At 69.0% G+C, this 26,714-nt stretch carries 27 protein-coding genes; 14 read left to right on the top strand and 13 right to left on the bottom strand.

Features of this window, described 5'->3' with window-relative positions; translation table 11 throughout:
* Window positions 1-7: 7 nt before the first annotated feature.
* Window positions 8-1,069 (bottom strand): DNA polymerase IV, encoded by a 1,062-nt coding sequence (locus ACWGE0_RS38875; RefSeq protein ID WP_452265880.1) that lies wholly within the window; start codon window positions 1,067-1,069, stop codon window positions 8-10.
* Between the two features lie 10 nt (window positions 1,070-1,079).
* On the opposite strand from ACWGE0_RS38875, the gene ACWGE0_RS38870 reads away from it, so the two are divergent.
* Window positions 1,080-1,532 (top strand): NUDIX domain-containing protein, encoded by a 453-nt coding sequence (locus tag ACWGE0_RS38870; RefSeq protein ID WP_452265879.1) that lies wholly within the window; start codon window positions 1,080-1,082, stop codon window positions 1,530-1,532.
* Here the strand turns inward: ACWGE0_RS38870 and ACWGE0_RS38865 are convergent.
* The 3 genes from ACWGE0_RS38865 to ACWGE0_RS38855 form a co-directional block, all read right to left on the bottom strand.
* Window positions 1,513-2,646 carry an endonuclease gene (locus tag ACWGE0_RS38865; RefSeq protein WP_452265878.1) on the bottom strand — a complete coding sequence of 378 codons (1,134 nt, stop codon included), beginning with the start codon at window positions 2,644-2,646 and terminating at the stop codon, window positions 1,513-1,515. The genes ACWGE0_RS38870 and ACWGE0_RS38865 overlap by 20 nt on opposite strands.
* Window positions 2,647-2,717: 71 nt before the next feature.
* The gene (locus ACWGE0_RS38860) at window positions 2,718-3,632 is read right to left on the bottom strand and encodes an NADP-dependent oxidoreductase (RefSeq protein WP_452265877.1); all 915 of its coding nucleotides are present in this window, start codon (window positions 3,630-3,632) and stop codon (window positions 2,718-2,720) included.
* Window positions 3,633-3,711: 79 nt separating this feature from the next.
* Window positions 3,712-4,215 (bottom strand): DinB family protein, encoded by a 504-nt coding sequence (locus tag ACWGE0_RS38855; protein ID WP_452265876.1) that lies wholly within the window; start codon window positions 4,213-4,215, stop codon window positions 3,712-3,714.
* Window positions 4,216-4,269: 54 nt separating this feature from the next.
* Between ACWGE0_RS38855 and ACWGE0_RS38850 the strand changes: the two genes are divergently transcribed.
* The gene (locus ACWGE0_RS38850; protein WP_452265875.1) at window positions 4,270-5,409 is read left to right on the top strand and encodes a GNAT family N-acetyltransferase; all 1,140 of its coding nucleotides are present in this window, start codon (window positions 4,270-4,272) and stop codon (window positions 5,407-5,409) included.
* Here ACWGE0_RS38850 and ACWGE0_RS38845 read toward each other — a convergent pair.
* Window positions 5,406-7,628, bottom strand: coding sequence for a glycosyl hydrolase family 95 catalytic domain-containing protein (locus tag ACWGE0_RS38845; protein WP_452265874.1), 2,223 nt, complete (start codon window positions 7,626-7,628; stop codon window positions 5,406-5,408). The two genes, ACWGE0_RS38850 and ACWGE0_RS38845, sit on opposite strands and share 4 nt — an antisense overlap.
* 107 nt (window positions 7,629-7,735) lie before the next feature.
* On the opposite strand from ACWGE0_RS38845, the gene ACWGE0_RS38840 reads away from it, so the two are divergent.
* Genes ACWGE0_RS38840 through ACWGE0_RS38830 form a run of 3 tightly spaced genes read left to right on the top strand, consistent with a single transcriptional unit; the run spans window position 7,736 to window position 10,132 of the window.
* Entirely contained in the window at window positions 7,736-8,401 is a 666-nt protein-coding gene (locus ACWGE0_RS38840) for a YqeB family protein (RefSeq protein WP_452265873.1), read from the top strand.
* A complete protein-coding gene (locus ACWGE0_RS38835) occupies window positions 8,389-8,985 on the top strand; it encodes a TetR/AcrR family transcriptional regulator (protein ID WP_452265872.1) in 597 nt (198 codons plus the stop codon). The genes ACWGE0_RS38840 and ACWGE0_RS38835 overlap by 13 nt, the downstream gene beginning before the upstream one ends.
* A 4-nt stretch (window positions 8,986-8,989) precedes the next feature.
* The gene (locus ACWGE0_RS38830) at window positions 8,990-10,132 is read left to right on the top strand and encodes a cysteine desulfurase-like protein (protein WP_452265871.1); all 1,143 of its coding nucleotides are present in this window, start codon (window positions 8,990-8,992) and stop codon (window positions 10,130-10,132) included.
* A 6-nt stretch (window positions 10,133-10,138) separates the two neighbouring features.
* On the opposite strand, the gene ACWGE0_RS38825 is transcribed toward ACWGE0_RS38830, so the two are convergent.
* Window positions 10,139-11,740, bottom strand: a complete 1,602-nt coding sequence (locus tag ACWGE0_RS38825; protein ID WP_452265870.1) for a hypothetical protein — start codon at window positions 11,738-11,740, stop codon at window positions 10,139-10,141.
* Window positions 11,741-11,832: 92 nt separating this feature from the next.
* Here ACWGE0_RS38825 and ACWGE0_RS38820 point away from each other — a divergent pair, with 92 nt between their 5' ends.
* Complete coding sequence (locus ACWGE0_RS38820) at window positions 11,833-12,021, top strand: hypothetical protein (protein ID WP_452265869.1); 189 nt, start codon at window positions 11,833-11,835, stop codon at window positions 12,019-12,021.
* Complete coding sequence (locus ACWGE0_RS38815) at window positions 12,008-12,934, top strand: YihY/virulence factor BrkB family protein (RefSeq protein WP_452265868.1); 927 nt, start codon at window positions 12,008-12,010, stop codon at window positions 12,932-12,934. The genes ACWGE0_RS38820 and ACWGE0_RS38815 overlap by 14 nt, the downstream gene beginning before the upstream one ends.
* On the opposite strand, the gene ACWGE0_RS38810 is transcribed toward ACWGE0_RS38815, so the two are convergent.
* Together ACWGE0_RS38810 and ACWGE0_RS38805 are read right to left on the bottom strand one after the other, a co-directional pair.
* Window positions 12,905-13,270 carry a hypothetical protein gene (locus ACWGE0_RS38810; RefSeq protein WP_452265867.1) on the bottom strand — a complete coding sequence of 122 codons (366 nt, stop codon included), beginning with the start codon at window positions 13,268-13,270 and terminating at the stop codon, window positions 12,905-12,907. The genes ACWGE0_RS38815 and ACWGE0_RS38810 overlap by 30 nt on opposite strands.
* A complete protein-coding gene (locus ACWGE0_RS38805) occupies window positions 13,267-13,704 on the bottom strand; it encodes a nitroreductase/quinone reductase family protein (RefSeq protein WP_452265866.1) in 438 nt (145 codons plus the stop codon). The genes ACWGE0_RS38810 and ACWGE0_RS38805 overlap by 4 nt, the downstream gene beginning before the upstream one ends.
* Window positions 13,705-13,808: 104 nt before the next feature.
* On the opposite strand from ACWGE0_RS38805, the gene ACWGE0_RS38800 reads away from it, so the two are divergent.
* The gene (locus ACWGE0_RS38800; protein ID WP_452265865.1) at window positions 13,809-14,486 is read left to right on the top strand and encodes a GNAT family N-acetyltransferase; all 678 of its coding nucleotides are present in this window, start codon (window positions 13,809-13,811) and stop codon (window positions 14,484-14,486) included.
* On the opposite strand, the gene ACWGE0_RS38795 is transcribed toward ACWGE0_RS38800, so the two are convergent.
* From ACWGE0_RS38795 to ACWGE0_RS38785, 3 genes are all read right to left on the bottom strand, one after another.
* The gene (locus tag ACWGE0_RS38795; RefSeq protein WP_452265864.1) at window positions 14,469-14,705 is read right to left on the bottom strand and encodes a hypothetical protein; all 237 of its coding nucleotides are present in this window, start codon (window positions 14,703-14,705) and stop codon (window positions 14,469-14,471) included. The genes ACWGE0_RS38800 and ACWGE0_RS38795 overlap by 18 nt on opposite strands.
* A gap of 26 nt (window positions 14,706-14,731) precedes the next feature.
* Entirely contained in the window at window positions 14,732-14,893 is a 162-nt protein-coding gene (locus tag ACWGE0_RS38790) for a hypothetical protein (RefSeq protein WP_452265863.1), read from the bottom strand.
* An 84-nt stretch (window positions 14,894-14,977) separates the two neighbouring features.
* Complete coding sequence (locus ACWGE0_RS38785) at window positions 14,978-16,306, bottom strand: helix-turn-helix domain-containing protein (protein ID WP_452265862.1); 1,329 nt, start codon at window positions 16,304-16,306, stop codon at window positions 14,978-14,980.
* A gap of 140 nt (window positions 16,307-16,446) precedes the next feature.
* Here ACWGE0_RS38785 and ACWGE0_RS38780 point away from each other — a divergent pair, with 140 nt between their 5' ends.
* A complete protein-coding gene (locus ACWGE0_RS38780; RefSeq protein ID WP_452265861.1) occupies window positions 16,447-17,226 on the top strand; it encodes an EI24 domain-containing protein in 780 nt (259 codons plus the stop codon).
* 10 nt (window positions 17,227-17,236) lie between these two features.
* Here ACWGE0_RS38780 and ACWGE0_RS38775 read toward each other — a convergent pair whose 3' ends face one another.
* Window positions 17,237-19,183 carry a beta-propeller domain-containing protein gene (locus ACWGE0_RS38775; RefSeq protein WP_452265860.1) on the bottom strand — a complete coding sequence of 649 codons (1,947 nt, stop codon included), beginning with the start codon at window positions 19,181-19,183 and terminating at the stop codon, window positions 17,237-17,239.
* A gap of 71 nt (window positions 19,184-19,254) precedes the next feature.
* On the bottom strand, window positions 19,255-20,064 hold the full coding sequence (locus tag ACWGE0_RS38770) for a S1 family peptidase (RefSeq protein WP_452265859.1): 810 nt from the start codon (window positions 20,062-20,064) through the stop codon (window positions 19,255-19,257).
* 170 nt (window positions 20,065-20,234) lie between these two features.
* Here ACWGE0_RS38770 and ACWGE0_RS38765 point away from each other — a divergent pair, with 170 nt between their 5' ends.
* The 5 genes from ACWGE0_RS38765 (at window position 20,235) to ACWGE0_RS38745 (ending at window position 26,684) form a co-directional block, all read left to right on the top strand.
* The gene (locus ACWGE0_RS38765) at window positions 20,235-20,609 is read left to right on the top strand and encodes an FKBP-type peptidyl-prolyl cis-trans isomerase (protein ID WP_452265858.1); all 375 of its coding nucleotides are present in this window, start codon (window positions 20,235-20,237) and stop codon (window positions 20,607-20,609) included.
* Between the two features lie 142 nt (window positions 20,610-20,751).
* Entirely contained in the window at window positions 20,752-21,282 is a 531-nt protein-coding gene (locus ACWGE0_RS38760) for a YbaB/EbfC family nucleoid-associated protein (protein WP_452265857.1), read from the top strand.
* A 35-nt stretch (window positions 21,283-21,317) separates the two neighbouring features.
* Window positions 21,318-21,620, top strand: coding sequence for a type VII secretion target (locus tag ACWGE0_RS38755; RefSeq protein ID WP_452265856.1), 303 nt, complete (start codon window positions 21,318-21,320; stop codon window positions 21,618-21,620).
* Window positions 21,620-26,254 carry a hypothetical protein gene (locus tag ACWGE0_RS38750; protein ID WP_452265855.1) on the top strand — a complete coding sequence of 1,545 codons (4,635 nt, stop codon included), beginning with the start codon at window positions 21,620-21,622 and terminating at the stop codon, window positions 26,252-26,254. The genes ACWGE0_RS38755 and ACWGE0_RS38750 overlap by 1 nt, the downstream gene beginning before the upstream one ends.
* Entirely contained in the window at window positions 26,223-26,684 is a 462-nt protein-coding gene (locus ACWGE0_RS38745) for a hypothetical protein (protein ID WP_452265854.1), read from the top strand. Before ACWGE0_RS38750 ends, ACWGE0_RS38745 begins: the two co-directional genes overlap by 32 nt.
* Window positions 26,685-26,714 lie beyond the last annotated feature (30 nt).

Genomic DNA, 26,714 nt, shown 5'->3' with positions numbered 1-26,714 from the left:
CGTCTACTCATGGATACGTCGAAGGAGAAGGCTTCGGTTCGACATCATCGGAAGAGAATTCTGCGCGTACCCCCAGAAGACGTACGGCTCGACCGTGTTCGAAGCGGTCCAGCACGGTCAGCGCGGCCGCTGCCAGCTCGTCCGCGGAGGACGTCGGCGCAGGCAGCTTCATCGCGCGCACCTTCGTGAAGAACGGTACGAAGCGCACCTTCACGCCCACACGCACGGCAGGACGGCCCTCAGCAACCACGTCGACAGCCACCTGATGAGCCAGCGCGACGACCTCACGCCGGATGTCCTCCAACGACGCGAGGTCCTGCTGGAAGGTCTTCTCGTGCGAACGCGACTTCACGACCCACGGTGTCGCGCTCACGACCGTGTCGCCCGCACCGAGCGCCACGGTCCGGTAGTACGGGCCCATCCGCGGGCCGAACCGGGCGGCCAGCGCGTCCACCGAAGCGGACGCCAGCTCCGCGACGGTCAAGAAGCCCAGCTCGGCCAGCTTGCGCTCGGTCTTCGCACCGATTCCCCACAGCGCGGACGTCGGCCGGTGCCCCATCACCTCGGCCCAGTTCGCCCGCGTCAGCTCGAACACCCCGGCGGGCTTGCCGAACTCGGTCGCGATCTTGGCCCGCAGCTTGTTGTCGCCGATGCCCACCGAGCAGTGCAGCCCGGTCGACTCCAGGACCGCTGCCTGCAACGATCGAGCCAGCACGACCGGATCGTCCACGGTGGCGCCCACGAACGCCTCGTCCCAGCCCATCACCTCGACGACGACCGGGAACGACCGCAGCACGGCCATCACGTCCTCCGACGCCGCCTCGTACAACGCGTGGTCGGCGGGCAGGAAGATCGCGTCCGGCAGCTTCTTGAACGCGGTGCGCAGCGGCAGGCCGGAGTGCACACCGAACTCGCGTGCCTCGTAGGACGCCGTGGCCACGACCGCGCGCTCGGTCGGGTCGCCGTTGCCGCCCACCACCACGGGTTTGCCGCGCAACGACGGATCGCGCAGCACCTCGACCGCCGCGATGAACTGGTCGAGGTCCACGTGCAGGACCCAGTCCGCCATGCTGGACAGTATGAAACGGTCGGCCGGAATCCTGCTGTTCAGACGAACCACCCAGCTCGAGGTGCTGCTGGGGCACATGGGCGGCCCGTTCTGGGCCCGCAAGGACGCCGGCGCGTGGTCCGTGCCGAAGGGCGAGTACACCGACGACGAGACGCCGGAGCAGGCCGCACGCCGTGAGTTCACCGAGGAGCTCGGGCTGCCGGTGCCGGAGGGCGAGCTCATCGAGCTCGGCGAGGCCAAGGGCTCCGGCAAGGTCATCACGGTGTGGGCGCTCGAGGGCGACCTGGACCCGGAGACGGTCACGCCCGGCACGTTCGAGATGGAGTGGCCGCCGAAGTCCGGCCAGAAGAAGTCGTTCCCCGAGGTCGACCGCGTGCAGTGGTTCAGCGTGGACGAGGCGAGCGCGAAGATCGTCTCCGCGCAACGCCCCTTCCTCGAACGACTCACGGCCAGATCGAGCTGACCCACTCCGGGTGATCGATGAACGGGTTGCGGTTGTGCTGGTAGCTGTCGAAGATCACCTGGTTGCGGCGCTGCTCGAACGCGTCCGGCGGGTCCTGCAGGTTCCACTGCTTGAGCACCGACAGCTTGCCCATGTACGGCGCGGACCCGTTGTTGACGGAGTTGTTGATCTCCAGGTTCGCGAAGCCGTCGGTGCCCTCGTAGCGCACGGCCATGTAGAACAGCATGCGCGCGACGTCGCCCTTCACGGCCGCGCGCGGCTCGAACGAGTCACCGTCGTAGAGGCTGCCGGACGCCTCGGGGACGGCCGAGCCGCCGTTGTCGAAGTCCAGGTTGCCGCGGGTGGCGTTCACCGACACGTCCTCCGGCCGCAGGTGGTGGATGTCCGTGCCGGGACCGGTGGCCGTGCCGAAGTCACCGTGCGACTTGGCCCAGACGTGCTCGCGGTTCCAATCGTTCACGCCGCCGCCGTTGGTCGACTTCGACTGCGAACGGCCGCTGTACAGCAGGATCACGTTGTTCGAGTTGGCCGGGTCCTGGTCGGTGTCCTTCAGCGCGTTCCAGACCTGGTCGTAGCTGAGCTTGGTCTGGGTGCGGATGATGGTGTTCAACGCCGACTTCAACGCCGTGCCGGTCTTGTTGCAGGCCGTGGCGTAGTAGCCGGTGCAGGTCGAAGGTGGTGTCGACGTGGGCGGCGGTGTTGTGCCGGCGAACGCGAACGCCGTGGACGAGGTCAGACCGGGGTGCGAGAAGTACGCGCTCAACGTGCCCGTCACGTCGATCTGCTTGCCCAGCAGCGACGGGTTGGTGCGAAGCCCCCACGAGGCGCGGAACGCCGACGGGATCTGCACGTAGATCATGCTCGGCGGGTTGGTCGCGCCGGCCGCGTCGGACAGCGCCAGCGCGTAGTCGTTCGGGTAGCCCGAAGTGATGACGGTGTTCGTGGCCGTGGGTTGACCGACCACGTACCCCCGGACGGTCCTCGACGACCCGTCCTGCTGGCTGATCGCCTCGGCAACGGAGATCGGAGCAGCTGCGACAGCGGCGGTCGACCCGTACAGGCCGACCGCCGCCAACAAACCGACGACTAAAGCAAGTGGACTCCACCGCGCCATGAGCACTCCCCGATCGTGTGGATGTTTCGCACACGATCGATGTACATGGTCAACGAATGGTTAACGCGCGGTCACGGCACCAGGACGACCTTCCCCGTGGTCCTGCCGGACTCGACCAGCTCGTGCGCCTTCGCGACGTCCGCGAGCGGCACGACGTGGTCGATCTGCACCTTGAGCTGCGGCAACGCGGCCAGGTCGGCACCCGACGCGGAGACGCTGGTGAAGAGCTCGAACCGGATGCCGAGGTCCACAGCTCGGTCAACGTCAAAACCCGGGTTGCCCGGAATGATCGACACGAGCACTCCGCCCGGCTTGATCACCTTGGCGGACCGCTCGGCGTAGTCCCCGCCGACCGCGTCGAACACCACGTCGACCGGCTCGATCTCGGTGAAGTCCTGGTGCCGGTAGTCGATGACCTCGTCCACCCCGAGCGAGCGCAGGAAGTCGTGCTTGGCCGCCGACGCCGTGCCGATCACGTACGCGCCTCGGGCCTTCGCGATCTGCACCGCGACGTGCCCGACACCGCCCGCCGCGGCGTGGATCAGCACCCGCTGACCGGCGGAAAGCCCGCCGCGACCGACGAGCGCCTGCCACGCCGTGAGCGCCACCATCGGCGCCGCGCCCGCCTGCTCGACGGTCAGCCACGAGGGCCGCCGCACGACGTCGGCGGCGTTCACCACGGCGTACTCGGCGTAGCCACCGCCCGCGCCGGGGAACGGGAGCAGCCCGTAGACCTCGTCACCGGCCGCGAACCCCTGCACGCCCTCACCGAGCTGCTCGACCGTGCCCGCGAGGTCCCAGCCCAGCGTGAACGGCGGCTCGCCGAGCGCGGGGAACCCACCGCCGCGGATGTACGTGTCGACCGGGTTCACGCCGGCCGCACCTACCTTGACCAGCACCTGGCCTGCGCCGGGCGCCGGCGTCGCCACCTCCGCGACCTCCAGCACGGACGTGTCGCCCACGGACTTCTGCGTGATGACTCGCATGATGATCCCCTTCGATGTTCCCTGTGGGCACCATCTTGCAGTTAGCGCCAACTTCTAGAAAGTAGGCACTTGGAGGTAACTAGCTCTCTCGCAGATACAGATCCCGCAGCAGTGAGATCTCCGCACCGTGGTGGATCACCTCCCGGTTGATGTGCAGCACCAGGGTCGCCATCGGCTCCTCGGCGAACGGTCCCTCCGCCGGACCGACCGGAAGCGAGAGGTCGGCCTTGCGCACGCCGGCCATCCACGCCTCGTACGCCTCGTCCAGCTGCTTCAGCGCGTCATCAGCGGTCGTCGCGTACTGCCACGTCTGGTAGTCGGCCGGCGGGCCACCGAAGTGCGAATGGGTTCGCATGTTGAACACGCCCACGATGATGTGCGCCATCCGCCACGCGATCGTGGTGACCGGCGAGGGCTCCGGTGTCGGGTACTGCCAGTCGATGGAGTGGTCCCTGCGGACCGTCCACGCGTCCGGCACGGGTTCCCAGAAGTACTCGTCGTCGGTCATCCCCTCCAGCCGTGGCCGCAACTGGATGTTCCAGTGGAACTCGAGCTGGTCCGTCAACTGCTTGTTCCAGTCCATGCCTCGACCCTAAAACCGTTTGCGGACAACCACCGCCCTGGAAACACTCGGCCGGTGGAGATTCGCGCCGCGCGCCCAGAAGACGTGGACCAGGTCGAGAAGCTCATCGTCGGGCGGATGGATCCCAGCGACGGAGTCGACGCCCGCCTGCTGATGACCGACCCGGACGCGGGCTGCGACTGGGTCGGGGTAGCCGCGGACGGCGACCGGATCGTCTCCACCGCCACGCTGATGGACGAGACCGTGACGCTCGCAGGTCTCGACATCCCGGCCGGCCAGGTCGAACAGGTCGCCACGGACGTCGAGCACGAGGGCCAGGGCCTGGTGCGGCAACTGATGGACTGGGCGCACGAGAGGTCGGCCCAGCGCGGTCACCTGATCCAGATCATGATCGGCATCCCGTACTTCTACCGCCAGTTCGGCTACACGTACTCGATCCCGATCAAGCAGACGAGGGCGCTCGCGAGGAGGCCCGAACTCGTTGCGGGACACACGATCCGGCGCGCCACCGAATCCGATGTGCCCACACTGCAACGGTTCCAGGACGACGCCCAGCAGAACACCGCTCTGCACATGGGCCACACCACGCCGTGCTGGCGCTGGCTGATCAACCGCACCGGCTCCACCACGTGGGTGGTCGAGCGCGACGGCACCCCTGTCGCCACCGGTCGCAGCACACCCGCGGAGGAGGGCGACGTCGTCCTGGGTGAGATCGCAGGCGATGACGACGCCGTCAAAGCGTTGGTGCACCTGGTGAATCCGGACTCGGTCGTGGAACGGCTGCCGGTGCTGGAGGAGTTCCTCGAACCGCGACGCCCCGGCCTGGAGCAGTACCTGGTGCGGATTCCGGACATCCCGAAGCTGTTCGAGCACCTGCGCCCGGTCTTCACGGCACGGTTGCAGGGCCAGGAACCCGCCGACGTGCTGCTCGGCTTCTACCGCACGCACGTCCGCTTCCGCTGGGACGGCACGGAAATCGGACCGTACGAGTGGGGCGGCACGATGATCGGGCCGGGCGAGCAGGGCGGGGCAGGCATCGCCCCGGACCTCCTCGCACCACTGCTGTTCGGCCCGCACGGCATCGACGGACTGCAGCGCTGGTTCACCGACGTCTACCCAGGCCCGAACAAGGACCTGATGTACGCACTGTTCCCGCCGGTCACGAGCGATCTGCTCACCTTCTACCTGCCCTAAGGCATCCCCCAGAACCGTTTCGCGTTCGGACCGGCCGGGGCGATCACCAGTTCCGGCTTGCTCCCGCGCGTCGTGATCACCACGTCGTCGTTGCGCGCCGAGGTGATCGTCAAGGTGCCGTCCGAGTTGGTCTGGAACGGAGCCGCGGAGCCGTCGGAGCGCACGACCTCGAACGGCCCGGCAAGGTTGCCGGGATGCAGGCGCAAAGGCTCTCCCACCAACGACTTCACGCGCACGAACTGGGTCTTGCCCGCCTTCCGCACCGCGCTGACCAGGAACGCGCCTTCGGCCCGAACGTTGTGCACGGACACGCTCGCCCACGCCGCCGGTACCGCGGGGAAGACGCGCACGACCCCGCCCCAGCTCTGCACGAGCATGTCGTGCATGGTCTGCGCACCGGACAGCGGCGTTTCGATCACCGGACCGGATTCCTTGTACATCGTGTTGGGCTGCACGTACTTGTCGAGGAGTGTCACGAGCTGTCCGCGGGCCTTGTCGCCGTCGCCCAGCAGCGCGTACATCGAGCCGGAACCGGTGAAGGTGTATCCCTGCAACGCTCCCGTGAAGCTGAGCCACTGCTTCATCGACTTCTGCAACGCGTCCCGGTTGGCAGGCACCGCGGGGTCGAGGGTGTAGAGCGGGTAGAACCACAGCAGGTGGGAGTAGTGCCGGTGCGACTTGGCCATCTTCTGGTCGGCGCCGATCCAGAAACCCTGCGTCGAGTCCTGCGGCGGCTTCACCAGGTTGTCCATCACGTCACGCCACTTCAACAGCAACGGATCGTTCAACCCCAGCCGCGCCTGAGCCCAGATCAACGTCTTGCAGCCCCAGTGCAGCAGCGCGAGGTCGTAGTTGCAGTCCTTCGTGGATCCGTACTCCGGCGAGAACGTCTTCGGCAGGTGGTAGACGCCCTTCGAGTCCTTGGTCAGGAAGTGCAGGTGGTAGTTCACCGCGCGGCGCAGCAACGGGAACACCAGATCGCGCAGCACGGCATCGTCCATCTGGTGGCGGTAGGACAGGAACGCGTTGTGCAGAGCCCACAACAGGTTTCCGCACTCCGGATCACCGTCGGCACCAGGCTGGGCGACACCACCTTTGAGATCCTCCTGCGTTGTGCGGGCGATCCCGGCCGAGTCGGATCGGTACTGCGACGGCACGTTCGCGACGAGCGCGTCACGGCAGCGGTCCAGCGACGCGGTCAGCGAGTCGAGCTCCCAGTGACTCGTGGCGTTGAGGATCCAGTACTCCAGCTGCACGTTGAGGTTCCACCACGTGCCCGGCCACGGCGTCGGCTCCAGCCACGGGCCGCACGTGCCGAGCACCGGCCGGTCACGACGGGTCGCACAGGCCAGTTTGTAGAGCTGGATCCAGTAGAAGCTCTCCATGCGGGTGTCGGCTACCGACACGAAGCTCTTGGGATAGAAGGAGTTCCACCACGAACGGTGCTCGGCCCGCAGCTGGTCGTCAGTCAGCGCTGAAGCGCTGGTGAGCGTTGCGGACGCCACCGAGTCGGCGTTCTTCTCGGGGAACGTGTGCGCGACCGTGACCAGGAACGTACCGGACCGGATCTGCCACCGGGTCACGGTCTGCCCGCCCGCCGCCAGGTCCTGCGTGCAGACGGTGCCGCTCACCTTCGGATCCGGGTTGGTCTTCAACCCGGACGGCGCGGGCTTGAAGTCCAGCCGCGGACTGCGGGCCTTGGCGGGCACGAACGTCCACCGCACCCGTTCCGCGCCGGAGCGAACCGAGGCCGAGACCACCAGAACGTCTCGTGTGGCGTGCACGAACGTCCGGATCTCCAGCACACCGGCGGAAGTCGTGACCGTCCCGGAGACCTCCGCGTTCCACAACGAGAGGCGCAGGTCCACGTCGGTGATGTCGCCCGCGGTGTCGAACAGGAAGTGGCCGATGGGCAACCGCGCGTTGCCGAAGTTGGTGCCGCCGGTGCCCTGGTGGTCGCGCACTCGCGTGTCGCCGATCTTGAACGCCAACCGCTTGCCGATCCGGTACACGGCCGCACCCAGACCTCCGTTGCCGAGGAACGGGCCCTGGTAGAAGGTCGTCGGCACGGACGCCCACACCGGGTCCAGCGCGCCCAGGTACGACGGCCAGTCGACCCGGTCCTCCAGCCCTTCGGCGGCAGCTGAAGCAGCGGAAACTCTCGACAACGCCACGGCACCGGCGGTGCCGGCGAAGAGGGTGCGACGGGAGAACAGCACGGCGACTCCATCCCACGAAGCGGAGGCGGCGGCCGATTCATCGGATGTGTAGTCCTCTGAAGCGTTTCATGTCAATAAACCGAGCACTCGGTCTAGTATTGCGCTCCATGACGACTGTGCAGGAGACCGCAGCGGTCCGGTACGGCATCTGGGTGCTCTGCCCGGCTGCCGGCGCCGCCGCGGTGTGGGGGCTCAAGCTGGCAGCCGCGTGGATCACCACGTTGAGGTGGTTCCCGTTCCAGGGCGTGTTCGAGCTGGTCACGGACATCCCGGAGCCGTGGGCGACCGTCGCGGCGCTCGCGGTGGGCGCGCTCATCGGCGGGGTGTTCGCGCTGTTCTGGGCCGCGGAGATGATGTCGGTCGACGTCTCGCACGACCGGGTCGCGCTCAGGAAGGACGACAAGACCTTCGACTTCGGCCGCGACGAGGTCGAGTCGGCGTTCGCGGACGGCAAGCAGCTCGTCCTGCTGTCCCCGAGCGGTGCCGAACTGGCCCGCGAGACGTCCGACCTCAGCAGGGCCAAGCTCGAACGGGCCTTCACCGGCCAGGGCTACCGGTGGCGCGACGCCGACCCGTTCGCGAACGACTTCAGGATGTGGGTCGAGCACGCGCCGGAGCTGACGGCGGACGTGAACGCGCTGTTCACGGCCCGCAGGAAGGCCATCTCGAAGTACGAGAACGAGGAGGCCGCAGAATTGGCGCGGGAGATCCGCAAGCGCGGTGTCTACGTCAAGGACCAGAAGAAGAGGCAGTACTACAGGTGCGAACGGTAGATCCGGTCAAGCACGCCGCGAAGAAGAGGCACATCACCGAGACGGCGGCGGGCCTGTTCGCGGCGAAGGGCTACGACCGGACCAGCGTCGCGGACATCTGCAAGGCCGCCGGCATCAGCACCGGCAGCCTGTTCCACTACTTCCCCACCAAGCGCGCGATCTTCCGCGAGATCTTCGAACAGGACCGCGAGGACAACGCCGAGGTCTTCGCCAGGGCCGCGGAGCTGAGCCCGTGGGACGGCGTGCTGATGGTGGTCGACCACCTGTGCGTGCCCGCGCTGGACCGGTCGGTGGCCGGGCTGGTGCTGGAGGTCGTGATGCAGGCCAGCCGCGATCCGGAGCTGTGGGAGCTGGTCGGCCACAACGAGCAGGTGGTGCGCGACGGGCTCGCCCGGCTCCTGCAGAACGCGCACGACGCCGGCCAGATCGTGCTCCCGGTGGACGCGCGGACGGTGGCGACCTGGGCGCAGGGACTGGTCGACGGCCTGTTCGGCAGGCTGGTCGACCCGGACTTCGACGCGCCCGTTCAGGTGAGCACCCTCCGGTTGATCCTTTCCCGATTCGTGGGTGCTCAAGCACCATGAGGTCATGGCTTACGACGTCGCCGCGGTCCGCGCCCACTTCCCCGCGTTGCGCGAGGGTGCCGCGCACTTCGACGGGCCCGGCGGCGCGCAGGTCCCCGACGTCGTCGCCGAGGCGGTCAGGGACACGCTGACCTCGGCGATCGCGAACCGCGGCTCGGTCACCGCGGCCGAACGGCGGGCAGAGGAAATCGTCCAGACCGCGCGCAGGACGATGAGCGAGTTCCTCAACGCGGGCAGCATCGTGTTCGGCCGCAGCATGACCCAGCTGACCTACGACTTCGCCCGCACGCTGTCGAAGAACTGGCGGCCGGGCGACGAGATCATCGTGACCAGGATCGACCACGACGCGAACATCCGGCCGTGGGTGCAGGCGGCGGAGGCGGCCAGGGCCACGGTCCGCTGGGCGCCGTTCGACCGCACGACCGGCGAGCTGCCCGTCGAGTCGGTGACGAAGCTGCTGTCCGACCGCACCCGCGTCGTCGCGATCACGGCCGCGTCGAACCTGCTCGGCACGCGTCCCGATGTCGCGGAGATCGCACGGGCGGCGCACGAGATGGCGGCGTTCGTCTACGTCGACGGCGTGCACTACACACCGCACGTGCCGGTCGACGTCGAGGCGTTGGACGCGGACTTCTTCGTGTGCTCGCCGTACAAGTTCCTCGGCCCGCACCTCGGCGTGCTGGCGGCGGCACCGGAGCTGCTGGAGACGCTGCGGCCGGACAAGCTGCTGCCGTCGACGAACGCCGTGCCGGAGCGGTTCGAGCTGGGCACGCTGCCGTACGAGCTGCTGGCTGGGACGACCGCGGCGGTGGAGTTCATGCGCACACTGGAGGGCCTGGAGGAGCACGAACTCGGGTTGCGCGAGCAGCTGGAGTCCGGGCTGCGGGAACTCGGCGCCCGCATCTACAGCAAGGCTTCCTCACGCACGCCGACCGTGCTGTTCTCGGTCGACGGGCTGGACCCCGCCGAGGTGTACCGCAGGCTCGGCGCCGAGGGCGTGAACGCGCCCGCCGGGCACTTCTACGCCATCGAGTGCTCGCGGTGGCTCGGTCTGGGCGACAAGGGCGCGGTGCGGGCCGGCATCGGGCCGTACACCGACGAGTCCGATGTGGACCGTCTGCTCAAGGCCGTGGCCAGGTTGAGGTGAACCGCCTCAGATGAACAGGATCAGGCCGAGGTAGATCAGGCCGACGACCACGCTGATGTTCAGCCTGCGGGTCACCCGCTCGCCGGTGTGGTCGGCGATCAACGACCGGGCGCGCGCCCACATCAGCTTCTCGCCGGCCTGCGCGTCCGGCAGGTGCGGCGTCGTGATGACATCGCCGTGCGGGCCGAACGCGAGCATGAGCTGTGGACCTGAGCGGCGAACTCCGTGCAGCTGCGACCACGGCACGCGGTACGTCCACACGCCGGTGTAGAGGAACACCGCCGTGTGGTCGAGACGCATCAACGGCTGGAACCTGTTCACCGCCGACAGCAGGAACTGCCCGCCGATCAGGCCGAGCAGGATCAGGCTCGGGTAGTACTTCATCGCGATCAGCGCACCGGCCGCGGCGAGCAGGAACACCACGCCCTCGGTGCGCCGCCGGTCGCCGGGCCACATCGCGTGCGGCAGGTCGACCGCCGTGCCCGCGGTGACGGGTTCGCCCGGCAGGTGTGCACTGTGGACGGTGTGCCGCGGACGCACGCGGGACAACGTGCTGGTGGCCACCACCTCGCCCTCGACGAGCAACGCGACCTGCCCGCCGTGGTGCCACTCGCCCGCGACGAGGATCTCCGCCGGGTCGAGCTGCACCGGCGGATCCTCCTCACCGCGCCACACCCGGCCGAACTGCTCGGTGTCGTGGTAGAGCGGCTCCTCCAGCCCCAGATCCGCGAGCGTGGTGACCGTGGCGATGTTCTGCTTGTTGTGCCGCAACAGGATCCGGCGCGGGCCGACGGGGTGGGCCTGCAGCCGGATCGCCTTGACCGGGCCGGTCCACAGCGCACGGCGGCGGCGTTCCCGCACGGCCAGCATGATCGCCATGAACACGGCGGCGCCGCCGAGCGTCAGCCACCACGTCACGTCGTCGGGTTCGTTCACCATCCGCACCCACGTGCCGTCCGCCATCACCGGCACCGCGTCGCCCACCTGGTACGACTCGGGCGAGAGCGGTTCGAAGGAGGTGCGTTGCCGGTCCGGCAGCTCCACCCACACCTCGTAGGTGTTCTTGATCTCGACGACCTCGGCCTCCACCCGGCTGGCCTTGGCGATGTGCTGCTCGATCTCGCTGCTGCTGAGGTCGTACTGCACGAACGTGAGGAACCCGAAGACGACCAGCAGCACGGCGACGATGCGGAGAACTCCGCGCGGCGGCGGCATGTCCGGCAACGAAACGATCGTGGCACCCGCGGCCTCGTGCTGGTCCGCACGTGACCTGACGGTCCACGCCGCCACGATCGCGCACGCACCGGCGTGCAGGCCAAACGCGACGTTGGCCGTCGCACTGCCGTCGAGCACGATGTCCAGCACACCGAACACCACGCCCATCGCGCAGCCCGTGAGCACACGGCCGAACAGCAGCAGCAACGGCGTGGCGAGCAGCGGCACCACAGCGAGTGCGAACAACGGGTCTGGCATGCACGGCTGTGCGGTTGTGCAGGGCGCCTCGTTCGCGCTCGCCGCGAAGTAGAAGGCGACGATCCAGCCACCGACGAGACCGACCCTGGTCACCCACCACGGAACCGCGGCCGCCTGCCACCGCTGGACGTTCATGTGCGGATCATGGCACGACCATTGCTCCGAACGGTGCGATTCCCCCGCAACGAAGTGGGTATCCGCAGGTCACTTGATTGAGGAGGTTACTCGTGCTGGCAATCATCGCCGCGGTGGCGTTCGGCCTCGCCCTGCTGTTCGACCTCGCGGACGTGTCGCTCGGTAGTGCGATCACCACCGGGACTCTAGTGACGCTCGGGTTGCTGCTCATCGCCCTGCACCTGGCCGGTGTCGGCACCGGTGCCCGGTCGTGGAACTGGCGCCGCCGTGCCCGCAGGTAAGGCCGTCGACGGCCCCACCAGGTTGTCCAAGGGCGCCTGGTGGGGCGTTCTCAAACGGACGGTCAAAGAGTTCAACGACGACAACCTGACCGACTGGGCGGCCGCGCTCACCTACTACGCGGTGCTGTCCCTGTTCCCAGGTCTCATCGTGTTGACGTCCGCGCTCGCACTGCTCGGCGATTCGACGACGCAGGAGCTGCTGAAGTACGTCGACCAGGTCGCCCCCGGTCAAGCGGGCGAGCTCGTGAAGTCGTCCGTCGAGGAGCTGCAGAAAGGTCAGAGCGCCGCCGGACTGCTGGGCATCATCGGTCTGCTGACGGCGTTCTGGACCGCATCGGGTTATCTCGGCGCGTTCATGCGTGCGTGCAACGCCGTGTACGACGTCGAGGAAGGCCGCCCGTTCTGGAAGACCGTGCCGTTGCGCCTCGCGCTGACGCTCGGTTCGGTGGTGCTGGTGTCGCTCACGCTGGGCGCGCTCGTGCTGACCGGTGGTGTCGCGGACACCGTCGGCAACGCGATCGGCCTCGGCGACACCGTCGTCACCGTGTGGGACGTCGCGAAGTGGCCGGTCATCCTGCTGCTCGTGAGCCTCGCGTTCGCGGTGCTCTACTGGGCGGCGCCGAACGTCCGGCAGCCCAGCTTCCGCTGGGTCACCCCCGGCAGCCTGCTCGCGATCGTGCTGTGGGCGCTCGCGACCGTCGGATTCGCGGTCTACGTGGCGAACTTCGCGTCCTACAACAAGACCTACGGCTCCCTCGGTGGTGTCATCGTCTTCCTGGTGTGGCTGTGGATCTCCAACATCGCCGTGCTGCTGGGCGCCGAGTTCGACGCGGAACTGGAGCGCGGCCGCCGGATCCAGCAGGGCGAGCCCGCCGACGAGGCCTCACCCGAGCCGCGTGATCTCCCCGGGTAGTTCGGCCTCGACCGCGGTCCACACGCCGTCCGGCCCGGCTTCGATGCGCTCGCTCGTGTCACCGGGCACGAGCACCCACAGCTGGTCCTTCTTGGACAGCCACACCACGCCGATGCCGTCGGCGCGCGAACTCGTGGCGTACTCGTAGGACTTCCGGAACACGTCACCACCGTTGCGGTCGGTCACCCGCACCTCGCTCGAGCTCTCGGCGTGCGCGACGAACTTCCCGCTCGGCGACGACTTGGGCGCGCCCGGCCGGGCGAACCGGTCCTCGCGGTCGCTCCCGCAGCCGGCGACGACCATCAGCAGGGCCAGCACCGCCGCCACGATCCTCATGACAGCTCGAAAACGGGATAGTCGCCGGCGTGCGCCAGCAGCTTGTCCAGCGGCGTCGAGGCGTCCATGCCGGGAAAGAACTTCTTCACCTGCCCGTGCCAGCGCGTCAGGTAGGCCTGCATGATCACCGGCTTGGCCTCGTCCGGCAGCTCGACCGCCTTGAACGTCTCGACGAACCTGCCGCGGCGCAGCTCACCGGAGCCGGCGGCGCGCAGGTTGCGGACCCACTGGGTGGTGCCGCGCGGAGCGAGCAGGTAGCGGATGCCGTCCAGCTCCAGGACGTTCACCGGGGTGCTGTACCACTTGCCGCTGCTGCGGCCTCGCACGGACAGGCTGCGCATGCTCCTGGGGCCGGTCCCGAGCTTCACCAGAGAGCCCACGAGCCTGTTGGCGAACTGCTCGAAGCCGCTCGGGCGGGAATTGCCGTGCGTCATACCGCCAAAGGTAGCTAGCGTGATCGTCCGTGTGGGACGTTCTCGAGGACTTTTACGACTCTGTGCCCCGACCGGGATCTCGCGTTGAGGATCACGGCGAGCTGGTGCTGTTCGTTCAGGCCGGTGACGGCTATCCGTACTACGCGCGGCCGCGGCATCCCGGTGGGAAACCGACGCTCGCGGACGTGGTGAAGGTGCGGGAACGGCAGCGCGAACTCGGTGTGCCCGAAGCGTTCGAATGGGTGCACGAGACCACGCCGGACCTGTACGACATCGCGATCGAGGCCGGCCTGGAGGTGCTCCGGGCACCGCTGCTCGTGCTCGACCCCGACCGGCTACCGGAGCCGCATCCGCACGTCCGAGTGCTCGACACCCGGCCGGTGGAGGTGTCGGTGGTGGCCGAGCTGGCGTTCTCCTCACCGGGCACCTCGCTCGGGGACGTCGGTGTGGCGGAACGGGACGCGGCGTTGCGGGAGGCGACCCCGATGAGCACCCGGCACCGTCACGCGGTGGCCGACCTGCCAGGCGAGGGCGTGCTGGCGGTAGGCACCGCGCAACGGGCGGGTGACGTCGTGGAGGTCGCGGGAATCGGCACGTTGCCGGCGGCACGGCGACGTGGCCTCGGTGGTGCGGTCACTGCGGAACTGGCGCGCGACGCGCTGGATCGCGGCGCGAAGCTGGTGTTCCTCTCGGCGGGAAGCCCGGACATCGCACGGGTCTACGAGCGCGTCGGGTTCCGGCTGGCCGGAACGGCCTGCATCGCCTCACCAGTCGTGGGCTAGTTCGCCATCGCGGGGCATCGGAACGCGAAACAGGCAGCCGACGCAAGGCATTCCGGACGGCTGGGCGAGCAGTTCGGCCTCACCGCGGTGGATGAGTTCGCCGCAGTACGCGGTGAGCGCGAGCGGCGTGCGGTCGTCGTCGGGCACAGGTACGAGGTGGCACGTGCGTTGTGTCTCTCCTACGACACCCGCACGCTTGCGGACCAGCAATACAGGCATGCGCGCATCCGTTCGTTCTTGAGTGCTCATGCCTTCACCTCGGCGTCGTCCACCACACACACGACGGCGTGCGTGGTGGCGTAGAACTTGAGCCGGTACGGGCCCGAGTTCCGCTCTGCCACTGCCGCGCAGAACTTCTCGGAGCTGACCTCGTCCGAGCGCGGCGTTCGTTCGGCTAGGTCGATCACACCTAGATCGTGCGGCGCGCAGCACGAAATGGGGAGGGTTACATACTAATTGCGGGTGCCGTATGCGGAACTCGCATACGGGCCCTATCGCAGGTGGGAGACCTCGGCGGCCAGTTCGGCGATCGCCGGAGTCGCCGCCCACGGGTCGAGCTTGTCCAGCTCGTTCACGATCAGCCGGGAGCCGGTCGCCCGCGCCAGGTCGAGCGCCGCGAACCCGAAGCTGACGGCCTGCTCCACGTCACCGTTGGCGGCGTGCGCGTAGGCGAGCTTGGCCGTGTGCACGCCCTGCTCCCACTGACAGATGCCACCCCACCTGGGCATGAGGCTCGTGTACGCGTCGATGGCGCGCCTGTGGTCGGAGAGATCCACCATGCTCGACGCACGCTGCATCAGGACGTGCAGCTCGGTGAAGCAGTAGCCGATGGAGTACTCGTCGGTCTGCGGCCGTTGCGCGGACTGCACCAGCGCGTGTGAGAGGTCGAACCGCGGCATGCACGCGTCCTGACCCGCCCGCGCGAGACCACGGGCCTCCTGCCGCACCGCCATCGCCCGCACGATCGGGCTCAGCCCGGTCTCGCGCTGGGCCGCGCGCGCCAGGCCGATGACGCGGTCATCGTCGCCCTCGACCTCGGCGAGCTGGCTCATCCGCACGTAGCAGTACGCGACGACGTCCCTGTCGTCCGCGGCCTGGCCCTGTTCCAACGCCCTGGACGTCCACGCGCCCGCACCGCGCAGGTCGCCGATCTCCTCGTGCAGCCAGCCGTAGAACTCGGCGTACATCGCGCCCGTGCCGAGCAACCGCCTGCGAACGTCGCCACGCGCGTTGCGGCGGAGTACGTCGATGAAGTCGTACATGCTGCGCACGGCGGGCATGAGCGCACCGGTACCGCGCCAGTTGTGCGCGTCGTTGACGATCCGGCGCAACACGAGCAGCTGGCTCACGGCGTCGTCGGCCAACGCGCCACTGCCGTTCGCCGTGTTGAACACAGCGGAGGCGCACAACGCCATCAGCGCCTTGCCCTCCATGCCCACGACCAGGTCTTTCGCCACGGCCTCGAAGCCGTCCGCGTGCAGCCGCCTGGCTTCGCCCACGCGCATCGGCACGGTGCGGTCGGTCAGGCCCAGCAGGTGGGAGGGGATGCCGAGCAGCCGCTGGAGCGTTCTGAGCACGCGCATGTCGTAGGCGATGTTGCTGCCGGCCTCCAGGCGCGAGATCGCCGACTGCGAGAACCCCGCCAGCGTCCCGAGTTCGTCCTGGCGCAAGCCGTGCGCCTTGCGCGCGATCGCCACCACGGCTCCAGGGGACTCCGCGGTGAGCGCGTCCTGCACGTCCTTCGACTCCCAGATGGCGGGCGGCAGCATCGGCAGCGGCCCGTCCGGGACGACGACGGCGTTCTTAGCTGGGTTGCTCAACCTCAACGCCTCCAGCGATCAGCTCGCATCATGCCCGTCCGAACGAATTCGCGCGCCCCCTCATCTCAAATGGGTCCCGAAGGCCCCACTCCCCACACGTAACCGGGGACCGCGAGGTTCGAACCGACTATTCTGCGCGCGTGATCAAGGATTTCGGGGCCGGCATCTCTCTGCTGCTGCGCGGGTTCAGGCTGGTGTTCAGCTCGCCGAAGCGCGTGCTGGTCGGGGCGCTGCCCGCGGTCATCACCGCGGTGCTGATGATCACCGGCTGGGTGCTGCTGTTCCTCTACATCGACTCGATCGCGGGCTGGCTCACCGGGTTCGCGGACTCGTGGAGCGAGACCTGGAAGGGCGTCGTCGAGGTCGCCGTCGGAATTTCGGTGGTTGCGGCGATCCTCGGTTTGAGCGTGCTGCTGTTCACCGCGATCACGATCATGATCGGCGGCCCGTTCTACGAGTACATCGCCGAGGAGGTCGAGGACGAGCTCGGCGGTGTGCCCGAGGCCGAGCAGGTCGGCTGGTGGCGCGGGTTCCTGGTGGGGCTGCGCGGCACGATCCTGCTGGTCGGCACCTCGATCCTGTTCGCGATCCCGTTGTTCGCCTGCGGGTTCATCCCCGTCGTCGGGCAGACCCTGGTGCCAGTTCTGGCCGTGTGCATCAACGGCTACCTGCTCGGGATCGAACTGACCGGCATCCCGTTCACACGGCGCGGCCGGTCGTTCAAGCAACGCAGGAAGATCCTCGCGACCCGGCGCGCGATGGTGCTCGGGTTCGCCGTGCCCACCTACCTGCTGTGCCTGATCCCGCTGGCCGCGATCGTCGTGATCCCGGCCGCGATGGCAGGCGGCACGGTGTTGTCGCACCGCCTGCTCAACGGGGATCGCGCTCCGGACCCGAACGGCTACACGAACACGTACTGATGGACGCCGCCTAGAACGGCAGCCAGGCCTGCTGCGCCAAGCCGTTGCGCGCGTTGACCTGCACGCCCGCGTTCGAGATCGACCACAGCTGGTCGCCGATCACGATCGTGCGCCGCTGACCGCCGCCGTAGTTCTGGTTCGACGGCTCGACGATCTTGCCGGTCTCGCGCAGCTGAGCGCCCTCGACCTTCAGCACCAGCGACGCGACCTCGTAGGTCGTCTTGTACTGCGACACCGGGACGACCAGCGTGCCGTCCTGGGGCCAGTACAGGAACGCGTGCGGGTCGAACTGGGCCTCGGAGTTCGAGTTCGGCAGGTGGTACTGCGCGAGCCGTTGCGGTGAAGCGGGATTGCTCACGTCGAACAGCGACACCTGCGTTCCGGTGACTCGGCCCTGGTCCGTCGCCTCCTGGCCGACACCGATCAGCCTGCCGTCGCCCGCGGGGTGCAGGTAGGCGGAGTAGCCGGTGATCTTCAGCTCGCCCGTCACCCTGGGCTGCTTGGGATCGCTCAGGTCCAGCGTGTACAGCGGGTCGGTCTGGCGGAACGTGACGACGTAGCCCGTCTTGCCGATGAACCGGACGCTGTAGATGCGCTCGCCCTTGCCGAGGCCGCCGATCTGGCCGACCTTGGCGAGCTCGTTCCCGTTGCGGCGCAACGTCGTGACGAAGCTTTCCGACGGCTGTTGCTGCTGTGCTGGCTGTGGTGGCGCGAAATCGCCCATGCGCCAGCAACACGGAGCCGCCGTGCCCGTCGTCGTGGCGACGCGGAGGACACCGTCGTGCTCGGACAACGAGTACTGGTTCAGCAGCGTGCCACCGACGTCACCGGACGCGACGTGCTTGGGCGGTCCGGCCTGGCTGATGTCGAACTGGTGGATCGCCGTGGTGATCGGGCGCTGAACCGGTGGCTTGCTGGGAAATTCGGGCAGCAGGCGGTGGTCGTCGGCGATGTAGAGGCTGCGGTCGGTGCCGTACACCGTGTCGCCGTCGGCCACGATCGAGACCGGCTGGCCGGTGCCGAGCTGGCCGGACAGTTCGAAGGTCAGCACGGTCAGCATCGACGCCGCCGAGTGCACGGCGGGGTGGCTGATGTTCGCGCAGTCGACGAGGGTTCCGCTCGTGCTGGCGCCGTTCTGGTTCAGCTCGTAGCGCGGCAGCCACGACTGGATCGGCTCGCTCTGCAGGATCTCCTTGTTGCGCCGCAGGGATCCCGCTTCGTTGATCGTCTCGTTCGGGTACACCCACGGGATGCGCGGCTGTGAGCGGACGACCACGCGGGCGGTGCCGCCGATCTGGCGGGCGTCGAGGTAGAGGCCGTCGGTCTTGAGGCTGCTGATCTCCTTGTAGCCTTTGAGATCCACCAGAACCAGCTTCGTGCCGGTTTCCGGGTAGTAGGGGCGGTCGGGCGCCACCCTCTCCGTGATGGGGGCCTGGTTCTCGCCGACCACCAGCGCGCGGTCGCCGGAAACCAGAAGCTGGCTCGCGTGCATCCCGAGGTCGACCGTGCCCGTGATGCTCTTGCTCGCGACGTCGATCACGCGCAGCTTGCCGTCCGCGATGGAGACGACGCGCTTTCCGTCCGTCTTCACGATGTCCGGCTCGTCGACGCCCTGTTCGTGGACGTTCGTCGTCGAGTGCTCCTGCTGCTGCGCGGGCGGCGTGGCGGCCCTCGCGTCGGGCACGCTCTTCTGCGCGACACCCGCGCTCGAGTCCGTTGCCATGCCTTCGGCGTACATGATGGGACGGCCCCCGAGGCCGTACGCGCTGACGTACGGAGCCATGGCGTTGCGCAGTTCGGTCACTGCGTTGTCGCAGGAGTCGAACGCGACAAGACGCACCGGCCCGTAGTCCACGATCGGTGGTGGTGCGAGGGTTTCGTCTCGCACCGCGGAGCTCACGCTCACTCCGGCGACGGCCAGCACGGCGGCACCGGCCAACAGCTTTCTGCCGTTCATGCCTTCAGGACGGAAACAACACCGGGAAGGGTTGCGCGCCGTTGCGACAACCCTTCCCGGAGTTCGTTTTCTTACAGCTGCGCCTGGATCTGCGCGGCGTAGGTGGAGACGCGGGAGTAGACGCCGGGGTAACCGGCGGCGGCACAACCCTCGCCCCACGACGTGATGCCGATCAGCTTGCCACCGGCCACGAGCGGTCCACCGGAGTCGCCCTGACAGGTGTCGGTGCCGCCCTGGGTGTAGCCGGCGCACACCATGTGCGTGGCGTTGAAGTCGCTGCCGTACGAGCTGGAACAGGTCGCGCTGCTGGTCAGCGGCACGGTGGCCTTGAGCAGGTAGCGCGAGGCCGAACCGCCGGACGACGTGGTGCCCCAGCCGAGGATCGTCGAGCTGGTGCCCGCCGCGTACAGCGCGCTGTCCGCCGAGGTGGCGAACTTGATCGGGGTCTGCGACAGGTTGCGGTCGAGCGTGAGCACCGAGACGTCGTAGCCGCGGGTCACGTCGGTGTAGCTCGGGTGGATCCAGATCTTCGTGACGCGGGCGACGGTGCCCGCAGTGGAGTTCTTGTCGTCGCGGCCGGCCACCACGCGGACCGCGGACGCGGAGTCGCCCACGGTGCAGTGCGCGGCGGTGACGACCTTGTTGGGAGCGACGAGCGTGCCGCCGCAGTACTGGAAGCCGCTGCTGGTCGCCAGGTAGACGACCCACGGGTAGGTGGACGTGCTCGCGCGCGTGCCGCCGACGATCTGGGTGCCGAACTCACCGTCGGTGGCCGGCGGGGTCGGAGCTGCTTCGGCCACGCTCACGCACGCCATCGACAGCGTCGCCGCCGCCAATGCCGTCCCGAGCAGTGACCTGAGGCGGTGCAGGGTTGCCGCCATGATCATCTCCTTCTTCTGTTGTGTCCCCCGGATGCAGGGCCGGAGGTGGTTACCAGATCAACAGAGGATTCCGAGACCGGGTAGGGCTGGTCCGCGTAGGCCATTCGGCCGCGCACGCGCGCGCGTGATTGGATCGAGCGCGAACAATCCCGTTCCGAGAGGAAGTTGTGATGGCCCCCACGAAGCCTGAGGTCGACCCGCACGACGGCCCGGCGCCCGCCGACCTGCTGATCGAGGACATCACCGTTGGCGACGGTGCGGAGGCCACGGCCGGTCAGTTCGTGTCCGTGCACTACGTCGGTGTGTCGCACTCGTCCGGCGAGCAGTTCGACGCGTCCTGGGACCGCGGCGAGGCGTTCCAGTTCCCGCTCGGTGGCGGCCGCGTCATCGCCGGCTGGGACCAGGGCGTTCAGGGCATGAAGGTCGGTGGCCGCCGCAAGCTGGTCATCCCGCCGCACCTGGGCTACGGCGCGCGCGGCGCCGGTGGCGTGATCAAGCCCAACGAGACGCTGATCTTCGTCGTCGACCTGCTGGGCGTGAACTAGCTGGTTGACCTCGGCGGCGCCCCACTGGTCCGATCAGTGGGGCGTCGCTGGTCTGTACGGCCTATTTGCCACGTCGACGGAACTGGATCACGCCCGGCTGCGTCATCCTTTGAGTCCGCCGCCGCTTTGGGAAGGAACATCGGTGCCCGAGGACATCGCCGGCTCCGAGCAGATGCTCGCGAACTGGAACCAGACCATCCAGCAGCGCGCCGCCCGCTATCAGGAGATGGCGACGCGCGTGCAGGGGATGACGATCTCCGAGCGGTCGTCGGACGGTTCCATCGAGATGACGGTCGGGTCCAACGGGATCCTGCAGAACCTCGTGATCAACGAGTCCGCCGCGGGCAAGCGCATGTCCGAGATCAGCGGCGAGATCATGAAGCTGTTGCAGCGCGCGCAGTCCCGGATCCCCGAGCTGCTGCAGGAAGCGATGGCCGACACGATCGGCACGCAGGACGAGACGGCCAACGTGTTGTTCAACGAGGCCAAGAAGAACTTCCCCGCGCCACCGGCCGAGGAACTCACCCGCTCGCCGTACGACAACAACGAGATCAACTTCCGAGTCGAGGACGACGCGCCGCCTCCCCCGAGGCCGTCCGCGCCACCTCCGCCTCGTCGCCGTCCCCCGTCGGACGATGACGACGACTTCGGCGGGCAGTCCGTGCTCAGCTGATCTTCCTGTCCGCTGCTCGAACTTGAGGGGGTTCGATGACTTCCGGTTTCAACGTCACGTCGGACGTGCTGGAAGCGCACGCCAAGGCCTTGGAGGGCTTGCACGGGCGGTTGCAGGGCGCGATGGACGCGGCCAACACCGTGTCGATGCCGACCGACGCGTACGGGATCATCTGCCAGCCGTTCCGGATGTTGCTCGACCCCGTTGAGCAGTGGGGCATGAACGCGATCAAGGGCGTCGCCGAGGCGATGGACGCCACCTCGAAGAAGATCACCGAGACCGCGAAGCACTACCAAGAGGTCGAGGACCAGATCGCCAAGTCGCTGAAGGGCTTCTGATGTCCACACCGAACCCGTTGGTGGCACAGGCCCCCGCAGAACCGTCCGGCTTCTTCAACGCCGGCACCGGTGACAACGGCTGGGCGACCGGTTTCTCCATCGCCGACTCCGCGGTCGACGCCTACAAGGGCATCTCCGAGGGCAGCTGGATCGAGGGCGGCCTCGGCGTCGTCGGTCTCGTGGCCGACGCGGCCTCGATGGCGATCGACCCGTTCGGCACGCTGCTGTCCTCCGCCGCGTCGTTCCTGATGGAGCACATGCAGCCGTTGAAGGAGGCGCTGGACTGGCTGGCGGGTGACCCGCCGGTGATCCAGTCGTACTCCACGACGTGGGGCAACGTCTCCGCCGAGCTCGGCAAGGTCGCGGCCGACTACAAGGCCGCCGTCGACCAGACCGCGTCGTGGACCGGTGCGGCCGGTGACTCCTACCGCAAGGCCGCGGGCGAGCAGCTGGACGCGTTGTCCGGCGCCGCTTCCACCGCGGGGTCGGTCGGCACCGTCGTCGGCGTGATGGGCATGGTCGTCGGGTTCGTGCGCGAGATGGTGCGCGACCTGATCGCCGACCTGGTCGCGAAGCTGATCACGTGGGTCCTGGAAGCCGTCTTCACGCTGGGCTTCGGCACGCCGGTGATCGTCGCGCAGGCCGTGACCGCGATCTCCAAGTGGGCGACCAGGATCGGTGAGCTGATCCAGAAGCTCATCAAGACCATCAAGAAGGTCTCGCCGCTGCTGGGCCGCCTGGTCGAGATCTTCACCAAGATCATGAAGGTCGTCGGCAAGCTGGTCGGCAAGGTGACCGGTCTCGACGTGATCTCCACGAAGTCCATCAAGCCCGGTGGCCTGTTCCACAGCACCAACTCGCCGGACCTCTCGCCTTCCGGCGGGCCCAGCGCACCTTCGTCCTCTTCTCCTTCGTCCTCTCCGGACGGTTCGCCTTCGTCCACTCCGGACAGCTCGCCGTCTTCGCCTTCGTCCTCTTCGCCGTCGTCCTCGCCGGACAGTTCGCCCTCTCCCTCGTCCCCGTCGACGTCGTCTCCTTCGTCCCCATCGACTTCTTCCACGCCGGACGGACCTTCGCGAACCCCGGACAGCTCGTCGCCGTCGTCCGCGCCCTCACCGTCGCGCACCCCGGACAGCTCGTCGACACCGGACACGCCATCGCCGTCCCGGACGCCGGACAGCTCCTCCCCCGACGCGCCGTCGCGGACGCCGGACAGCCCGTCCTCCACACGCACTCCGGACAGTTCCCCGTCTCCCGCGAGCCCCGGCGCCCCGCACACGAGCCCGTCCTCCACTCCGGACGCCCCGGCTCCGGTCCGCAACACGGGCCAGACCGTCCAGTCCTCGGTGGCGCCACCGCTGGAAGCCCCAACCCGCGCCGACGCGCCCAACGCCCCGTCGCGCACCCCGGACAGCTCCCCGTCGGCCCCGTCCCAGGCAGGCCCGATGGGCGGCGCCCCGAACGCCGGCGGTTCCGGCGCACCGTCCTCCCCTGCCGCGGGCCGTCCCGCGACCGGCGGCCAGGGCTGGACCGGCACCCCCGGCAGCCGCGGCGACCTGGGCTCCGGCGCACCCGCGCCGCGCACCCCGGACATGTCGACCTCTGCCTCCCGCGCAGACGCCCCCGCACGCCCCGCCTCGATGCAGCCGCCCCCGTCCGCCCCGTCGATGCCTTCATCACCCAGCGCCCCGTCAGGCGGCCTGCCCTCAGGCGGCGCCCCGTCAGGCGGCATGCCGCACGCCCCGTCGGGAGGCGCCCCGCACGCTCCTTCGGCGGGCGCTCCGCACGCTCCTTCGGCAGGCGCACCGCACAGCCCATCGGCCGGCAGCCCGAACGCCGCCCGCCCGGACGCGACCCCGCCAAGCCGCGCAACCACTCCGTCCGCCGCGGCTCCGTCGGCCCCGCACGCTCCTTCAGCACCGTCCACTCCGAACATGCCCCCGGCCGGCACCCCGCACGCTCCTTCAGCGGGCGCTCCGCACAGCCCCTCCGCAGGCGGCCCGCCGGCAGCCGGCGCCCCGCGCACCGACTCCCCGATGCGCCCGCAGTCGTCCGCACCGACGGCCCCGAACGCCCCGCACAGCCCCAACTCCCCCTCGGCACCGCCTGCCCGCACGGACGCCCCGCAGGCCCCGTCAAGGTCGAACGCTCCCCAGCCCACCCCGCACAACGCCCCGTCCGCGCCCACGCGCCCCGACGCGCCGCACAGCGGACCCAACACGCCGACGCGCACCGACGGTCCGTCCACACCATCACGTCCTGACTCCCCGCACGGCGGGCCCAACACGCCCACCTCACGGCCGGACGCACCCCACGGACCGTCCACACCATCACGACCCGACGCGCCGCACAGCGGACCCAACGCACCGACGCGCACCGACGCTCCCCACGGCGGCGGCACCACGCCGTCGTCGCGCACCGACGCGCCGCATGCACCGACGCGTCCCGACGCACCGCACAACGGCCCGTTCACCCCGTCGCGGCCCGACGGGCCGAACGCTCCCCACTCACCCAACACGCCACACGGCGGGCCCAACGCTCCCCACTCACCCAACGCACCACACGGCGGCCCGTCCCGTCCCGACGCACCTAACCGTCCGGACGCGCCACACCGTCCCGACTCCCCGTCGCGACCGGACGGCAGCGGCCCCGGCAACCGCCCCGACGGCACCCGACCGGACGGCTCGCGACCAGACGGCACCCGGCCGGACGGCACCCGGCCGGACGGCACCCGGCCGGACGGCACCCGGCCGGACGGCACCCGGCCGGACGGCACCCGGCCGGACGGCTCGCGGCCGCACAGCCCGGACGGCCCCCGCTCCCGCGGCACCGACACCGCCGAGGCCCCGCACCGCACCCCGGACTCCACCCGTCCGGAAGCCGCGACCCCGCACCGTCCGGACGCGAGCACCCCGCACGGCCCGGACGCGCCCCACAGCCCCGACGCGCCCCACCACGCCCCGGACGCCGACAGGCCGCACGACAACTCCCCGGACCGCCCGCACGACGGCGACCCCGACGGCCCGAACAGCCACGACCCGGACGCCCCGCCCGCGGACCGCCCCAGCCCGGAAGAGGCGCACGCGAGGCACGCCGAGTCCACCCCCGCCGGCGTCTCCCACCACGGCGGCGACAGCGACATGGGCGACCTGCCCCACCGCGTCCCCAACGACCCGCGCTTCTTCACGGCGGACGTCCACATCACGCCCGACGGCAGGGCGCGCATCGGCGGCCACGACTACACGCCGGCCGAGTACGCGGACATGTTGCGGCGCAGCGGGTACGACGGCAGCCGGCCCGTTCGCCTGATCGGGTGTGACGCGGGCAGCAACGACTTCGCCCAGCAGCTGTCCCGGCACCTCGACGCGCCGGTGGTCGCCCCGACCAGGCCCGCCTGGACCGACAGCCACGGCCGTGTCTTCTCGAGTGACGCCGACATCCGTCCCGACGGCACCCGCGAGCCCCGGATCCCCCCGAACGGCGAGTGGGAGACCCACCACCCGGACGGGTCCAGGACCAGGGCGAGCGAGGACGGCTTCGCGCCCGGCTCGCACGACAACGACACCGACCTCGACCCCACCGACGCGCGGGACCGCGCGGCGAGCCCGGACAACCAGTACGAAGCACCGCCTGCCCGCGAGCGGATCGACGAGCAAGCCGCGGACTTCGACGAGAGGTTCGTCGACTACGACCGGCCGGGCCACAACGACCCGAACAACACGCACTTCAACCGCGACCCGAACCCGCCGGACGACCTGGGTTCACCGCGGGACGTCGACGCACCGCCACGCGACCGCGTCCGGGACATCCCCGGCCCGCCGCGAGCGGCCGAGGACGTGCCGACGGTCCCGGAGCCGCTGCGCAGCCACGCGCTGCCGCCGGACCACACCAGCCTGCCGCCGAACACGCAGTTCAACGTCAGCAACGCGAACGGCACGCGCACGACGTTCTTCACCGACGCCGACGGCAACGTGAAGTGGGTCGAGGCGACCTCGGGTTCGAAGGCCGGCGCCACGCCCGACATGCACGGCTTCAACCCGGACCTCGACTACCCGCTGATGGGTGACGTGCAGTACCGCGTCAACGACCAGTGGGACTTCCACACCAACGAGCGCGGCCAGACGGACTCCGTGTCCGGCACGCCGAGCTACGGCAGGTCCGACGGCAACTTCCGCGACGACTCCGGCGACTACAGCGCCCAGAACCGTGCGGGAAGCGAGGGCAGGGCCGCCTACGAGGGCACCGACTACGAGCAGGTGAGGTGGGCCGGCGGGCACATCGTCGCGAACGAGGCGGGCGGCCCCGGCGAGTACATCAACATGTTCGGTCAGATGAACGCGTCGAACAGCGGCCACAACAGGGACGGGTTCAGCAACGCGGCCTCGTGGCGCGCCGAGGAGTCGCGGCTGGCCGAGTTCGTGCGCCAGGACCCGAACCTCCACGCTGTCACCGACTACCAGGTGCAGATGACGCGCCGGGAGGACGGTCTGCCCGAGACCGTCACGATGCGCTACACCCAGGTCGTCTACAACGCCGACGGTACGGTCGCGTCGTCCGAAGTGATCAAGAAGACCTTCAAGAACGTTCCGGAGATCACGAACTATGGTCCCAACACTCCCTACGCCCGACGCTGAGCGGCTTCTGGGCGAACTCCTCGAGATCATGGAGCTGTCCGCACCGCTGAACTGGGAAAGCGCTCGGTTCTCCGTGCAGTCGACCGTCCTCACCGACACGTCGACCGCCTCCGCGGTGAAGAAGGACGGCACGCCCAAGTCGTACGCGATGCCCGACGTGTTCTCGCAGAAGCTCGACCAGTTCCGCGGAGCGTGCTACGAGCCAGGACGGGGTACCTGGTACTCCGCCACCATCACGATCCAGGACGGCGCCGAGCCGGACGTCCAGCTGTACTACGACGAGAAGCCCGAATGGCGCGCCTGGCCGCACCCCTACTCGTTCGTCCGCGACCTCGAGTTCTTCCCGCGCGACGACGAGCACATGCCGGACTGGCTGCGCGAGCAGGTCGAGCTCGCCGCGACGGCGGAGACCGAAGGCTGGCAGGGCTGACGATAGGGTCGGGCGACCGACCTGAAGGAG

This window comes from Lentzea sp. NPDC054927 (assembly GCF_053610285.1).
This window is presented reverse-complemented; position numbering and strand designations above follow the sequence as displayed.

What these genes read in the sequence shown, in the direction of transcription:
- ACWGE0_RS38875 (WP_452265880.1), bottom strand. Translation starts at nt 1,069, where the DNA reads ATGGCGGACTGGGTCCTGCACGTGGACCTCGACCAGTTCATCGCGGCG.
- ACWGE0_RS38870 (WP_452265879.1), top strand. Translation starts at nt 1,080, where the DNA reads ATGAAACGGTCGGCCGGAATCCTGCTGTTCAGACGAACCACCCAGCTC.
- ACWGE0_RS38865 (WP_452265878.1), bottom strand. Translation starts at nt 2,646, where the DNA reads ATGGCGCGGTGGAGTCCACTTGCTTTAGTCGTCGGTTTGTTGGCGGCG.
- ACWGE0_RS38860 (WP_452265877.1), bottom strand. Translation starts at nt 3,632, where the DNA reads ATGCGAGTCATCACGCAGAAGTCCGTGGGCGACACGTCCGTGCTGGAG.
- ACWGE0_RS38855 (WP_452265876.1), bottom strand. Translation starts at nt 4,215, where the DNA reads ATGGACTGGAACAAGCAGTTGACGGACCAGCTCGAGTTCCACTGGAAC.
- ACWGE0_RS38840 (WP_452265873.1), top strand. Translation starts at nt 7,736, where the DNA reads ATGACGACTGTGCAGGAGACCGCAGCGGTCCGGTACGGCATCTGGGTG.
- ACWGE0_RS38830 (WP_452265871.1), top strand. Translation starts at nt 8,990, where the DNA reads ATGGCTTACGACGTCGCCGCGGTCCGCGCCCACTTCCCCGCGTTGCGC.
- ACWGE0_RS38825 (WP_452265870.1), bottom strand. Translation starts at nt 11,740, where the DNA reads ATGAACGTCCAGCGGTGGCAGGCGGCCGCGGTTCCGTGGTGGGTGACC.
- ACWGE0_RS38810 (WP_452265867.1), bottom strand. Translation starts at nt 13,270, where the DNA reads ATGAGGATCGTGGCGGCGGTGCTGGCCCTGCTGATGGTCGTCGCCGGC.
- ACWGE0_RS38805 (WP_452265866.1), bottom strand. Translation starts at nt 13,704, where the DNA reads ATGACGCACGGCAATTCCCGCCCGAGCGGCTTCGAGCAGTTCGCCAAC.
- ACWGE0_RS38795 (WP_452265864.1), bottom strand. Translation starts at nt 14,705, where the DNA reads ATGCCTGTATTGCTGGTCCGCAAGCGTGCGGGTGTCGTAGGAGAGACA.
- ACWGE0_RS38775 (WP_452265860.1), bottom strand. Translation starts at nt 19,183, where the DNA reads ATGAACGGCAGAAAGCTGTTGGCCGGTGCCGCCGTGCTGGCCGTCGCC.
- ACWGE0_RS38770 (WP_452265859.1), bottom strand. Translation starts at nt 20,064, where the DNA reads ATGGCGGCAACCCTGCACCGCCTCAGGTCACTGCTCGGGACGGCATTG.
- ACWGE0_RS38765 (WP_452265858.1), top strand. Translation starts at nt 20,235, where the DNA reads ATGGCCCCCACGAAGCCTGAGGTCGACCCGCACGACGGCCCGGCGCCC.
- ACWGE0_RS38755 (WP_452265856.1), top strand. Translation starts at nt 21,318, where the DNA reads ATGACTTCCGGTTTCAACGTCACGTCGGACGTGCTGGAAGCGCACGCC.
- ACWGE0_RS38750 (WP_452265855.1), top strand. Translation starts at nt 21,620, where the DNA reads ATGTCCACACCGAACCCGTTGGTGGCACAGGCCCCCGCAGAACCGTCC.
- ACWGE0_RS38745 (WP_452265854.1), top strand. Translation starts at nt 26,223, where the DNA reads ATGGTCCCAACACTCCCTACGCCCGACGCTGAGCGGCTTCTGGGCGAA.